General features: G+C 73.8%; 13 protein-coding genes. 2 read left to right on the plus strand and 11 right to left on the minus strand.

Annotated features, from left to right (window positions below; genetic code table 11):
• On the minus strand, positions 1–194 hold a 194-nt coding region (locus AB0399_RS05115), incomplete at its 3' end, for a hypothetical protein (protein WP_366410276.1).
• Positions 195–353: 159 nt separating this feature from the next.
• On the opposite strand from AB0399_RS05115, the gene paaK reads away from it, so the two are divergent.
• Entirely contained in the window at positions 354–1670 is a 1317-nt protein-coding gene (gene paaK, locus AB0399_RS05120; RefSeq protein WP_366410277.1) for a phenylacetate--CoA ligase PaaK, read from the plus strand.
• Positions 1671–1795: 125 nt separating this feature from the next.
• Here paaK and AB0399_RS05125 read toward each other — a convergent pair whose 3' ends face one another.
• The 7 genes from AB0399_RS05125 to AB0399_RS05155 all read right to left on the minus strand — a co-directional run bounded on the left by AB0399_RS05125 (position 1796) and on the right by AB0399_RS05155 (position 9136).
• Positions 1796–2968, minus strand: a complete 1173-nt coding sequence (locus tag AB0399_RS05125; RefSeq protein WP_366410278.1) for a M20 family metallopeptidase — start codon at positions 2966–2968, stop codon at positions 1796–1798.
• On the minus strand, positions 2968–4056 hold the full coding sequence (locus tag AB0399_RS05130; RefSeq protein WP_366410279.1) for an LLM class flavin-dependent oxidoreductase: 1089 nt from the start codon (positions 4054–4056) through the stop codon (positions 2968–2970). The genes AB0399_RS05125 and AB0399_RS05130 overlap by 1 nt, the downstream gene beginning before the upstream one ends.
• Positions 4053–5024, minus strand: coding sequence for an ABC transporter substrate-binding protein (locus tag AB0399_RS05135; RefSeq protein ID WP_366410280.1), 972 nt, complete (start codon positions 5022–5024; stop codon positions 4053–4055). The genes AB0399_RS05130 and AB0399_RS05135 overlap by 4 nt, the downstream gene beginning before the upstream one ends.
• Entirely contained in the window at positions 5021–5878 is an 858-nt protein-coding gene (locus AB0399_RS05140; protein WP_366410374.1) for an ABC transporter ATP-binding protein, read from the minus strand. Before AB0399_RS05140 ends, AB0399_RS05135 begins: the two co-directional genes overlap by 4 nt.
• A gap of 161 nt (positions 5879–6039) precedes the next feature.
• A complete protein-coding gene (locus tag AB0399_RS05145) occupies positions 6040–6873 on the minus strand; it encodes an ABC transporter permease (protein WP_328473711.1) in 834 nt (277 codons plus the stop codon).
• 11 nt (positions 6874–6884) lie between these two features.
• Positions 6885–7907 (minus strand): NrtA/SsuA/CpmA family ABC transporter substrate-binding protein, encoded by a 1023-nt coding sequence (locus tag AB0399_RS05150; RefSeq protein WP_329373173.1) that lies wholly within the window; start codon positions 7905–7907, stop codon positions 6885–6887.
• 41 nt (positions 7908–7948) lie between these two features.
• On the minus strand, positions 7949–9136 hold the full coding sequence (locus tag AB0399_RS05155; RefSeq protein WP_366410281.1) for an ABC transporter substrate-binding protein: 1188 nt from the start codon (positions 9134–9136) through the stop codon (positions 7949–7951).
• Between the two features lie 460 nt (positions 9137–9596).
• Between AB0399_RS05155 and AB0399_RS05160 the strand changes: the two genes are divergently transcribed.
• Entirely contained in the window at positions 9597–10397 is an 801-nt protein-coding gene (locus AB0399_RS05160; protein WP_329373169.1) for an IclR family transcriptional regulator, read from the plus strand.
• Between the two features lie 46 nt (positions 10398–10443).
• Here the strand turns inward: AB0399_RS05160 and AB0399_RS05165 are convergent, their stop codons facing one another.
• The 3 genes from AB0399_RS05165 to AB0399_RS05175 all read right to left on the minus strand — a co-directional run bounded on the left by AB0399_RS05165 (position 10444) and on the right by AB0399_RS05175 (position 12346).
• Entirely contained in the window at positions 10444–10695 is a 252-nt protein-coding gene (locus tag AB0399_RS05165; RefSeq protein WP_328459787.1) for a DUF6480 family protein, read from the minus strand.
• A gap of 185 nt (positions 10696–10880) precedes the next feature.
• The gene (locus AB0399_RS05170) at positions 10881–12062 is read right to left on the minus strand and encodes an SPFH domain-containing protein (protein WP_328459789.1); all 1182 of its coding nucleotides are present in this window, start codon (positions 12060–12062) and stop codon (positions 10881–10883) included.
• A gap of 50 nt (positions 12063–12112) precedes the next feature.
• The gene (locus AB0399_RS05175) at positions 12113–12346 is read right to left on the minus strand and encodes a hypothetical protein (protein ID WP_328459791.1); all 234 of its coding nucleotides are present in this window, start codon (positions 12344–12346) and stop codon (positions 12113–12115) included.
• Positions 12347–12439: the final 93 nt, after the last annotated feature.

A 12439-nucleotide genomic window follows, 5' to 3' on the forward strand; every position in this document is an offset into this window, starting at 1 on the left:
GGCGCACGTCGGCGATCAGGGCGGCCGCGGGTGCGGGTCCCGCCGCTCATCGCGCGGTCGCGCTCGCCGGGCGAGTGGTGGTGGCCCCGCTGGGCGCCCACGGCGGCGCTGGAGCCGATGGGAGCGGTGGGCCGCCCGGCGGCCGTGGCGGGAGTGGCACTGATCAACCGCCGCGGACCGGGCGTCCCGGGCACCCTGGGCGACGATGATCGGCCGAGTCCTTGACAGCGGGAGCGGTTGCTGGTTCGTTGACACTGAGACCAAACCGAACGATCGGTCGGCAGGGGGTCGGTCGGCGCGGCGATCGGCATGCCGGTCGGCGCGGAGTGACCGGAAGTGCGAGGGAGAGCGGCATGAGCGGGAGCGTCCCGGACGAACTGCTGGACCCGGCGGAGCGGATGGGGCCGGACGAACTGGCCGCGCTCCAGCTGGAGCGGTTGCGGGCGACGCTGCGGCACGCGTACGACCACGTGGAGCCGTACCGGCGGAAGTTCGACGCGGCCGGGGTGCGGCCGGAGGACTGCCGGAGCCTGGCGGACCTGGCGCACTTCCCGTTCACCACGAAGGCGGACCTGCGCGCGGCGTACCCGTTCGGGATGTTCGCGGTGCCGATGGCCGAGGTGCGCCGGCTGCACGCGTCGAGCGGGACCACCGGGCTGCCGACGGTGGTCGGCTACACCGAGCACGACCTCGCGGCGTGGGCGGAGGTGGTGGCCCGCTCGATCAGGGCGGCGGGCGGCCGCCCCGGCCACAAGGTCCATGTGGCGTACGGCTACGGGCTGTTCACCGGCGGCCTGGGCGCGCACTACGGCGCCGAGCGGGCCGGCTGCACGGTGATCCCGGCGTCCGGCGGGATGACGGCGCGGCAGGTGCAGATCATCCGGGACTTCGAGCCGGAGATCATCATGATCACCCCGTCGTACATGCTGACGCTGCTGGAGGAGTTCGAGCGGCAGGGCATCGATCCGCGCAGCACCTCGCTGCGGGTGGGGATCTTCGGCGCGGAGCCGTGGACGGAGGGGATGCGGGCCGAGATCGAGGAGCGGTTCGCGATCGACGCGGTGGACATCTACGGCCTGTCGGAGGTGATGGGGCCCGGGGTGGCGCAGGAGTTCACCGAGGGCAAGGACGGCCTGCACATCTGGGAGGACCACTTCCTGCCGGAGGTGGTGGACCCGATCACCGACGCGGTGATGGCACCGGGCGAGGGCGGCGAACTGGTGCTGACCTCGCTCACCAAGCAGGCGCTGCCGGTGATCCGCTACCGCACCCGGGACCTCACCCGGCTGCTGCCGGGCACCTCGCGCCCGGCGATGCGGCGGATGGAGAAGGTCACCGGCCGCTGCGACGACATGATCATCCTGCGCGGGGTGAACGTCTTCCCCAGCCAGATCGAGGAGATCGTGCTGCGCACCCCCGCGGTCGCGCCGCACTTCCGGATCGAGCTGACCCGGCCCGGCCGGATGGACCACATGGCGGTGAAGGTCGAGGCGCGGGCGGGTGCGGGGCCCGAGCAGCGGGCGGCGGCCGCCGCGTCGATCGCCCGCGGGGTGAAGGACGGCGTGGGGGTGACGGTCGAGGTCACCGTGGTCGACCCGGAGACGCTGGAGCGTTCGGTCGGCAAGATCCAGCGGGTCGCGGATTTGCGGGATCTGCGCGACCGTCCCTGACCGCACGCCCCCGGGCGCGCGGGGCCGGGGCTCGGGCCCGGTGGCGCGGGGCCGGGGGCGTACGCGGGCTCGGGTCCGTACGGTCCTGGGGTCGTGCGGTCATACGGGTGACGCGGGTCACACGGTCATCCGTCCGCCGGGGGTGCGGGCGGGGCGAGGCGGCGCAGGGCGACCTCGGCGAGCAGGGCCGCGCCGTCGGCGAGGACCGCGTCGTCGAAGAGCGCGTCGGGCGCGTGGTTGCCCGGCGCGGTGGCCGGGTCCCGGCCGGGCGGGCAGGCGCCGAGGCTCGTCATCACCCCAGGGACCTCCGCCAGCACCCGGCCGATGTCGTCGGAGACCAGCGCCGGACGGGTGGTGCGGGTGAAGCGTTCGGCGCCGAAGAGGTCGGCCACCACCCGGCCCACCAGGTCGGCCTCGGCGGTGTCGTTCACGGTCGCCGGATAGCCGGGGGCGTACGTGACCGACACCTCCAGGCCGTGGGCCGCGCCGATGCCGCGGGCGGTGCGCTCGGCCTCCTCGGCGAGCCGGGCGAGCGTGGCGTCGGACAGCGCGCGCAGCGTCGCCTCGATCGTGGCCGTCGCGGGGATGATGTTGGGCCGGGTGCCCGCGTGCACGGTGCCGACGGTGAGCACCACCGGGTCGAACGGGTCGAAGCGCCGGGCCGGCAACGCGCCGAGCGCGGTGACGAGTTCGGCCAGCGCGGGGATCGGGTCGCGGCTGCGGTGCGGCCACGCTCCGTGGCCGCCGGCGCCGTGCAGGGTGACCGCCAGCGTGCCGTTGGCGGCCAGCGCGGGCCCGGCCGTGTTGCTGAAGTGACCCGCGGGCGCGGACGCGCTGGAGTGCAGGGCGTAGGCCGCCACCGGACGGCTCCCGGTGGTCTCCAGCAGCCCCTCTTCCAGCATGAGCCGCGCGCCGTCGTGGCCCTCCTCCCCCGGCTGGAACATCAGCAGCACGTCGCCCGCGAACCGGTCCCGCCGGGCGGCGAGCAGGTGCGCGGCCCCGGCCAGCATCGCGGCGTGCTGGTCGTGGCCGCACGCGTGCCGGGGGCCGTCGGCGAAGGGCAGCGCGTCCAGGTCGGCACGCAACAGCACCGTGGGCCCCGGCCCCGTACCGGAGACCACCGCCACCACGGAGCTGAGCGCCGCGCCGGTGCGGGTGCTCAGGCCCAGCCCGTCGAGGGCGGCGAGTACGGTCTCCTGGGTACGGGGCAGGTGCAGGCCGGTCTCCGGGTGCTCGCGGACGGCGTGCCGCAACCGGTCGAGGCCGAGCGAACGGGCCTGCTCCACCAGGTCGTTCATCAGGTGGTGCCCCGCAGTGCGGGCAGTACGGTCTCGGCGATGCGGTAGGACTCCTCCAGCAGCGGGTTGCCGGACAGGATGAAGGTGTCCACGCCCAGGTCCTGGAACTCCCGCAGCCGGTCCACGACTTGGGCGGTGCTGCCGACGACGGCGGTGCCCGGGCCCGGGCGGAACAGGCTCATGCCCGGCCACAGGTTGGCGTGCTTCTCCAACTCCCGTGCGTGCTTGGGCACTCGGCCGCCGTGCTGGCGGAACTGCCGGGCCCAGCCCTCGCCGTCCTTGCTCTCCGGGTCGCCGAGCATCCGGGTGTACGTCGCCTGGCTGGTGACGTCGAGCAGCCGGTCGGCGGCGGCCCACGCCTGCTCCTCGGTGTCGCGCACGATGAGGTGCAGCCGCAGGCCGAGCCGCAGTTCGCGGCCGTAGTGGGCGGCGCGCTCGCGCACCCGGTCCAGCTTCTCCTTCAGCAGGTGCGGCGGTTCGCCCCAGGTGAGGTAGACGTCGACATGCTGGGCGGCCATCTCGATGCCGGGGGCGGAGGAGCCGCCGAACCACAGCGGGGTGTGCACGCCGCCCTGGATCGGGGCCAGTTCGCGCAGGCCCGCGCCGGCGCCGGTCAGCTCGTAGAAGCGGCCCTTGTGGTCGAAGACCTCGCCTGCGGTGAGCCGCTTGACGATGTCCCAGTACTCGGCGCTGAGTTCGTACCGCTCGTCGTGTTCGAGTTGCAGGCCGGCCTGGCGCAGCGCTTCGGTCGAGCCGTTGACGACGTTGAAGCGCAGCCGGTCGGGGCCGAAGAGGTGGGCGAAGCTCAGCGCCATCTTCGCGAGCATGGTCGGGGAGATGAGGCCGGGGTGGACCGCGAGCAGCGGCTTGAAACTCGGCCGGGTCTGTGCGGCGACCGCGCTGGCCAGCGGCCACACGTCGTACAGGTCGGTGGCGAACAGCGCGCCGTCGTAGCCCAACCGGTCGACGGCGACGCCCAGTTGCTGGAGGTAGGCCAGGTCGATGCTGCGGCGGCCGGCGGGCTCCCAGGGGTAGGCGCCCTCGCGCGGGATGATGTACCAGAGGATCTCGGGGCTGGGCACGGTCACTTCTCCGGGGCTTCGCGGGTCTCGGCGGCGGCTGCGGCGACCGCTGCGGACGTTTCGGACGGGGCGGTTTCCGACGGGGCGGGGGTGAGGGATCGCGCGGCGACGGCGTCGAGGCCCGGGTGGCGGGCGTCCGCGACGGTGATCGGGCGGGGCAGGAAGCCGGCCGCGGCGAGGATGTCGGCGGCCTCCTGCTGCTCGGCGACGAAGCCGGCGGAGACCGGTTCGAGCTGCCAGGGCAGCGCGGCCAGTGCCTCGCGCCAGTCCGCCGCGGTGCCGCCCTGGTCGGCCGCGGCGATCTCGGCGGCCTCGTCCAGGTGGCCGGCCGCCCAGGTGTCCGCGGCCTGGAGCGCCCGGACGATCAGGCCGACCAGGTCGGGGCGGCTGTCGGCGAGTTCACGGCGGGTGAAGAACACCGAGCGGTCGGCGATCAGGTCGCCCGCCTCGGCCAGGGTGCGCACCCGGCCGTCGCGGCGCGCGGCGGCCAGTTCGGCGCCCTGGCCCACCCAGGCGTCGATGCCGCCGTCCAGCAGCCGCGCGTAGGAGCCGGCGCCGGACCGCTGCGCGGTGATGTCGGCGCCGTAGGAAAGGCCGTGCTGGGCAAGGGACTTGGCGACGAAGTGGGTCTGCCACGAGCCGATCGCCAGGTGTACGGTGCGGCCCTTGAGGTCGGCGAGGGAGGCGATGTCGCCGTCCGCGCGGACCAGCAGGGCACCGTGGCCCGGACGCGGCGCCGACACGGCGGCGTAGACGAGGTCGTGGCCCGCCGCCTGGGCCGACAGCGGCGGGGTGGAGCCGGTGCCGCCGAAGTCGATGGTGCCGTCGGCCAGCGCGGCCGCGGTGTCCAGGCCGCCGATCCGGTGCCAGGCGACGGTCTCGCCCGACGGGCGCAGCGCCTCTTCGAGCAGGCCGAGCCGGGAGAGGTGGTACAGCGACGGATTGGCCTGGTGGACGCCGATGTTGACGGTCATGCGGAGGACTCCTCGGGGGTGGTGGAACCGGTCGTGGGTGCGGTGGTGCGGGCGTCGGCGGGGCCTGTCACGGGGGCCGGGCCGGAAGTGGCGCCCGGGTCGGCGCCGGGGTCGAGGTGCTTGCCGGCGGGGTGCTCCCCCGTGGCCGGCGCGCCGGGTCCGGCGGCGGACCGGCCGTGGCCCACGCCGAGTTCGGCGAGCAGCCGGGTGCGCAGGGCGGCGAACCGCGGGTCGGCGCTGTCGCGCGGGTGGTCGATGGCGATCCGCTCGTCGGACGCCAGCCGGCCGTCGCGCAGGACGGCCACCCGGTCGGCCAGGCGGATCGCCTCGTCGACGTCGTGGGTGACGAGCAGCACGGCGGGCTGGTGACGGCGGCACAACTCGCCGACCAGGTCGTGCATCCGCAGCCGGGTCAGCGCGTCCAGGGCCGCGAACGGCTCGTCCAGCAGCAGGAGTTCCGGCTCGCGGATCAACGCCCTTGCCAGCGCCACGCGTTGGGCCTCGCCACCGGACAGGGTGGCCGGCCAGGCGTCGGCGTGCCGGTCGAGGCCGACCTCGGCAAGGGCGCGCCGGCCGGTCTCCTTGGTACGGGTGCCGCGCGGCAGGGCGACGGTGACGTTGGCCAGCACCTTCTTGGACGGCACCAGGCGCGGCTCCTGGAAGACGACCGTCCGCGACTCCGGGACCAGCACGGTGCCCTCGTCGTGCCGGTCCAGGGCGCCAATGATCCGCAGCAGGGTGGTCTTCCCGGTGCCGCTGGCGCCGAGCAGGGCCAGGAACTCGCCCTGGGCGATGTCCAGATCGAGGCCGTCGAGCACATGCCGGGTGCCGAAGGTGCGGCGCAGCCCGCGGATGCGGACGGCGGCCCGACCGCCGGCACGGTCCTGGGCGCCGGTACGGTCCTGCGCCTCGGTGTCGGCGTCGGCCTGGACCTGGGCGTGGCCGGGGTCCTGGCCGCGGTCGTGGCTGCGGTCGTGGTTTGCGTGGGCGCCGACGGCGCCCGCGAGGGTCTCGCTCATCGTGCGGCCCCCTGGGTGCGCCAGGGCATGAGCAGCCGTTCCAGCAGCCGGGCGCTGCCGTCCGCGACCAGCCCGATCAGGGCGTAGATGAGGATGCAGACGGTGAGGATGTCGGTGCGGCTGTACTCCTGCGCCGTCGACATGAGGTAGCCGATGCCGGCGGTGGAGTTGATCTCCTCGGCCGCGATCAGGGCGATCACGCTGAGGGTCATCGACAGCCGCAGCCCGGACAGCAGCGCGGGCAGCGCGCCTGGGAGCACCACCTCGCGGACCAGCGCCAGCCGGCCCATGCCGAAGCTGCGCATGGCCTCCACCAGCTTCCGGTCGGTGTTGCGCACCCCGCCGGCGGCCGAGACGTACATCGGGAAGCTGGTCGCCACCGCGATCAGCACCACCCGGGCGGTCTCGCCGATGCCGAACCAGACCATGAACAGCGGGACCAGGGACAGGAACGGGATGGTGCGCAGCAACTGCATGGAGGAGTCGAGCAGTTCCTCGCCGAGCCGGGAGAACCCGGTCAGCACGCCGAGCACCAGCCCGGCCGACGCGCCGATCAGCAGGCCGAGGCCGGCCCGGGTCAGCGAGACGGACAGCGCGTCGCCGAGTTGCCCGCTGGTCCACAACTCCTTGAACGCGGAGAGCACCTGGCGCGGTGAGGCCAGCAGCGACGGGCTGAGCGTGCCCGAGGCGGAGGCCCAGATCCAGACCAGCACCAGTGCCACCGGGCCGAGCAGCCGCAGCCCCAGGCTCAGTGCGCGCGGCCGCGGCCGGACCACCTTCGGGCGCGGTGCGACCAGCCCGGGTGCCGCCGGGTCCGTGGACGTACCGATGGCCACGCCGCTCACTTGGCGCTCGCAGCGGTCTTGTCGATGTCGATCACGTACGGCTTGACGTCGAAGACACCCTTGGTGATCTTCTGGTCGGCGAAGAACTGCGCGACGGTGGCGAAGTGCGCCAGCTGGGTCGCGCCGATCGGCTGCGCGGTGCCGAGCGCCTTGTCGATGGGCAGTTCGACCGCCCGCTGGGCGGGGGTGACGGCCTCCGGGCCGGAGTCGGTCTTGACGTTGAGGTACGCCTCGGGGTTCTGCTGCTGCTTCAGTCCGGCGTCGTGCAGGTAGTCGTAGAGCGCCTTGACGACCTCCGGGTGCTGGGTGGCGAAGCTGTTGCGGACCGCCCAGACGGCGTAGTTGTCCGAGCCGACCTGGCCGCCGGTGGTCAGGAAGCGCGCGCCGGAGTTGGCGAGGGCCGGGATGGAGTACGTCGCCCACGTCGACCAGGCGTCCACCTGGCCGGAGTTGAAGACCGGGCCGATCTGGTTGGGCTGGAGGTAGACCCGCTTGACCTTGTCGGCCGGGATGTGCGCCTGCTGGAGGGCCTTGAGCAGCAGGTACTCGCTGGTGCCGCCGTGCCAGACGGCGACCTTCTTGCCGACCAGGTCGCTGACGCTCTTGATGTCGGAGTTCTTCTTCACCAGGATGCCTTCGCCCAGCTCGTCGGGGTCGACGGCGGAGAAGAGCTTGAAGCCGGGTGTCTGGGCCAGTGCGGCGATCGCGGAGGTGATGGAGCCCTCGGCGAAGTCCAGGGCGTTGGCGTCGAGTTCCTGTGCGGCGGGGGCGAACGCGCCGGCGGTGCCGGTCCAGGCCACCTTGGCGTGCACCTTGGCCAGGGCCTTGGCGAGCGAGCCGTCCTTGCGTCCGAGGGCGAGCACTCCGGAGTTGCCGCCGTCGGGGATGCGGACGGTGATGGTCGCGCCGCTGCCGCCGGCGTCGGCGCGGGCCGAGCCGGTGGAGGACGAGGAGCAGGCGGCCAGGGCCAGCGCGGCGAACAGGGAGGTGGTGGCGAGGGCTAGTTGACGGACGTTCACGGAAGGTCTCCAGGAAGTGGCGGGCCGTGGTCGGCGCGGGTTCAGGGGGTGGCGGAGGCGGTGCCGGCGGCCGGCGCGACGGCATGGGACCCGGCGGCCGGGCTCCGCGTGCCGGACGGCTGCGGGGCGGCGGGTGCGTGCGAGGTGCCGGGGGTGGGCGCGGTGGCAGTGGTCGCGGTGGCAGTGGTTTCCGCGGCAGTGGTTTCGGCGGCAGTGGTTTCGGCGGCGGTCGCGGCCCGGGCGGCGCGCAACGCGCGGGCCCGGCGCAGGGGTTCGTGGTCCGCCCAGCCGGCGACGTCGACCGGTTCGGGCAGGAAGCCGTGCGCGTACAGGAACCGCTCCTGCTCGGCCAGCAGCGTCAGCCGCTCCTCGCTCAGGTCGAGTCCGAGGCTGCCGGCGGTGCCCGCGCGGTAGGCGCCGGCCACCCCGTCGGGACCGGCCCCGGTCTCGGCGCCGAGGATGCGGGCCAGGTCGCCAGGGTGGGCCGCGGCCCACTCGGCGGCGTCGAGCAGCACGGCGAGGAAGCGCGTCACGAGCTCGGGCCGCTCGTCCAGCAGCCGTTGGTGGACGGTGATCGGCCGGGGCGTGCCGTTGTTCACCCGGCTGCGGCGGTCGGGGACCGCGTCCAGGTCGATCGCGACCTCGGCGCCGTAGCGGCGGGCGGTCTCGACGGCCACCGCGCCCTTGACGTAGACCGCGTCGACCCGGCCGTCCCGCAGCGCCGCCAGCTCCCCCTCCCACTGGCCCTGCCGGACCCCGGGCACCTCGACGAGCCGCGCGTCGTCCAGGGTCAGCCCGGCCAGTCCGAGGGCTCCGGCGTGGCCGTGCAGCGCCATGGCCCGCCAGAAGTCGATCGCGATGTCATGGCGCGGGACGGCCAGCCGCCGGCCGCGCAACTGCTCGGGGGTGCGCAGGTCGCTGTCCGCGCGGACCAGGATGGACTGCCGCTCCTCGATCCAGGTCAGCGCGATCACCCTGGTCGCCTCGCCGCGTGAACGCGCCCACAGCGCCGGGACGTTGCCGCCCTCGCGGAACAGCGCGGTCAGTTCGTGGGTGAAGTGGCTGCGGGGCAGGCCGTCGCTGCGCTCGTCGTCGGCGGCGTCGCGCAGCGAGCGCACGGCGATGCCGTCGGGGGCGAACTCGGCGGCCAGGGTGCCGCGGTCGGCGGCGATGCCGGTGGCGGTGGGGACGGGGCAGCGGGTGAACCAGATCTCGTCCGGCTCGGACATGGGTGCTCCAGGCGGCAGTTGGGCGCGGGGATGCGGCGTGCGGGGGCGGGGCGGGGCGGGGGACGCGGGGTGCGGACCGCGGGCGGCGGTGCCGGGGTGGTGCAGCCGGTGGCCGTACGCGGAGGGGACACCGCAACGCGGGACGTCCCGCCGGTGCGGCGGTGTCGGTGCGGTCAGCGACAGCTGGCGCCGCGGGACCGGCCGAGGTCCAGGTACAGCCGTGCGCACAGGGTCTGGTGGAAGGGGCTGAGCAGGCCGGACGTGGTCATCACGGGGTGCTCCCTTCCGTTCCTGGTGCGTGGCGTGCGGTCTGCAACGGAGGCTGGCACACACTCTCGGCCGCGGGCAACACTTCCCATGATGTGGGACGCGCTTGTGGGCGAGAGTTCACAGCCGGAGACGTGGCGCAATGTTCTGGCAACAGTTGCCAGATGGTGGCAGCCTCCGCATGCTTAGGGCCATGACGACGGATGCGCGCACGAAGCCTGCCGACGCGCCCCCGGGAGCGCAGGCGGTCACCCGCGCACTCCGGTTGCTGCACTGCTTCCGGGACAACGCGGGGGAACTCAGCGCCTCCCAACTCGCCCGCCGGATGGAGCTGTCGGCGTCCACCGCCCACCGGCTGGCCCGTACCCTGGTCGCGGCCGGCTTCCTGGAGCAGGACGAGCACACCGCCCGCTACCGGCTCGGGCCCTCCGTCGCCGAACTCGGCCAACTCTCCCTGCACCAGCGGGGCATGCACCGCGCGGTGCCCGAACTCGACGCGCTGGCACGGGCCACGGGCACCACGGCGGACCTGGCGATCCGCAGCGGCGACCACGCGGTGATCCTGGTCGGCGGCTCGGTGAACCCGGCGGCGGGCCTGGGCCTGCGCCGCCCGCTGCACTCCACCGCGCTCGGCAAGGTGCTCCTGGCGTGGGCGCGTCCGGGCGAGCGCGACCTGGCCGCCCTGCCCCCGCTGCGTGCGCACACCGACCGGACGATCACCGGACTGGACGCGCTGCGGGCCGAGTTGGAGCGGGCGCGGACGGCCGGATACGCGCTCAACGACGGCGAGTCGGCCTACGGGGTGCGCACCGCGGCGGTGCCCGTCCTGGACGCGGGCGGCCACGCGCACGCCGCGCTGGCGGTGCGCTCGACGCCCGACGTGCTCACCGACGCCCGGCTGCCCTGGTTCGTCGCCCGCGCCCGGGCCTGCGCCGCGGCGCTCGAAGTGCTGCTGCTGCCCCCGTCGCAGCGCCGGTCGCCGCTCGCGGACTGACCCGGTCGGAACCTCAGCGCGACGTCAGCTCGACCTCAGCTCGACCTCAGCTCGACGGCCAGAAGATCATCTGCACGGCCCACCCGAGCAGCCCGGCCACGAACAGTGCCACCACCACCATGATCAGGGTGATCGGCAGCGCGCCCCAGCCGCGGCTGAGCGGTTCGCGCTCCGGGCCGTCCAGGTCCGAGACCCCGGACTCCGCCGGTGGCGTCTCGCCGGGCCGGGGCCGGGCGTCCCCGGCGATGCTCAGCCCCTCGTCGGCCACGTGCGGGTTGGTGTGGGTAGCGGTCGCCATGGCGGCGCTCCATCCGATCGCGCGGTTCACGGGAAGATCCGTACGTCAGCCGCATACCCCGTGAAACCCGCACAAACCTCCTAACCCCCACGCCGCGCACCCGGACGACACCGCGCACCCGGACAGCGCAGCGCCCGCCCGCCCCCACGGAGAAGGGCCGGACGGGCGCTGCCTCAAGAACGCGGTCAGTCGATGTCGACCGGCCCGTCGGAGGAGCTGTCGCGCCTGTCCTTGCCGCCGACGTGCCCGCGCAGGGTCAGCCCGGTGCCGGGCGCCTCGCCGTTCTGCTCGCCGCCGAGGTTCTTGCGGACCGAGTCGAGGATGGTGAGGCCCTGGCTGACCAGGCCCGCCGCGATCTCGCTGAGGCCGTCGGCGCCGTTGAGCACGTTGACGTTCGCGCCCGACAGACCCGCCGACGCCTCCTTGACGATCTGCGGGAGCTGGTCGATGAGCATCCGGTCCAGCGCGACCCGGTCGTGCGACGCCGCCGCGGCGGCCTGGATACGCATCCGCTCGGCGTCGGCCACCGCCAGCACCCTGATCCGCTCGGCCTCGGCCTCGGCCGGCTTGACGATCTCCGCGACCAGCTGCTGCTGGCGCAGTTCGGCCGCGCGCAGCGCCAGTTCGGTCTGCGCGGCGAGCACCTCCTGCTGGGCGTGCGCCTGGGCCAGCGGCCCCGCCTGGGCGGCCTGGGCCTGGGCCCGGTCCACCTCGGCGCTGTACTCGGCCTGCACGACCGCGGTCTGCCGGGCGTACTCCGCCTGGTTCCGCGCCGCGACCTGCTGCGCCTCGACCGACGCCTGGGTGGCCTGCGCCTGGGCGATCTGCGCCTGCCGCTGGATGGCGGCCTTGTGCGGCGCCGACATCGCGTCGATGTAGCCGGTCGCGCCGTCGTCGATCGACTGGATCTGGAGCGAGTCGACGGTGAGGCCGATCTTGCCCATCTCCGACTTGGAGGTCTCCAGTACCTCCTTGGCGAGCTTCTGCCGCTCGGTGACGATCTCCTCGACCGTCATCGACCCGATGATCGACCGCAGATGGCCGGCGAAGATCCGCCCGGTGAGGACCGACATCTGGTCCTGGTCGGACAGGAAGCGCTGGCCGGCGTTGACGATGCTCTCGTGGTCGTTGCCGACCTTGAACGCGATGACCGCCTTCACCGTCAGCGCGATGCCCTGCCGGGTCACGCAGGTCTCGGCGACCTCCGCCTCGCACAGCGCGAGGGTCAGGAACCGGGTCTTGCGGAAAACCGGCAACACGAACTTCCCGTGCCCGGTCACGACACGGAAGGGCGCACCTCCCAGCCCTCGGCGACCACCCGAGATCAGCATCGCCTCATCCGGCGCGGGTACGCGGTATCCCAACATCCATAGTCTCCTTCATGTCGCGCGGCTCAGCCGGTCCTTCATGAGCGCGGTCAGCCGGCCGATCCGTCGAGCCCGTCGAGCCACTCGATGACATCGACCTGGCGGCTGCCGCGGGATTCCACCACAAGCACGGTCGCACCCTTGGGCAAGGGTTCGTCCGACCAGGCGAGAAAGGCTTCGGAGCCGCCTCTGACCCGCACCAGGACCTCGCCGGGACCGGCGGGTCCGCGCGTGCCGATCAGCAGTTCCCCCGTGCAGCCGATCACGGCATCGTCCGGTGCCATCTCCGGCCGCCCCCTTGTCGTCGTGGTTGTGCGAATTCCGACCGTGACCATCCTCCCACCTGGGGCCCTCCCGGGATCACCGATGGTCGTTAC

This window comes from Streptomyces sp. NPDC088194 (assembly GCF_040702025.1).
In the GTDB taxonomy this organism is placed as follows: domain Bacteria; phylum Actinomycetota; class Actinomycetes; order Streptomycetales; family Streptomycetaceae; genus Actinacidiphila.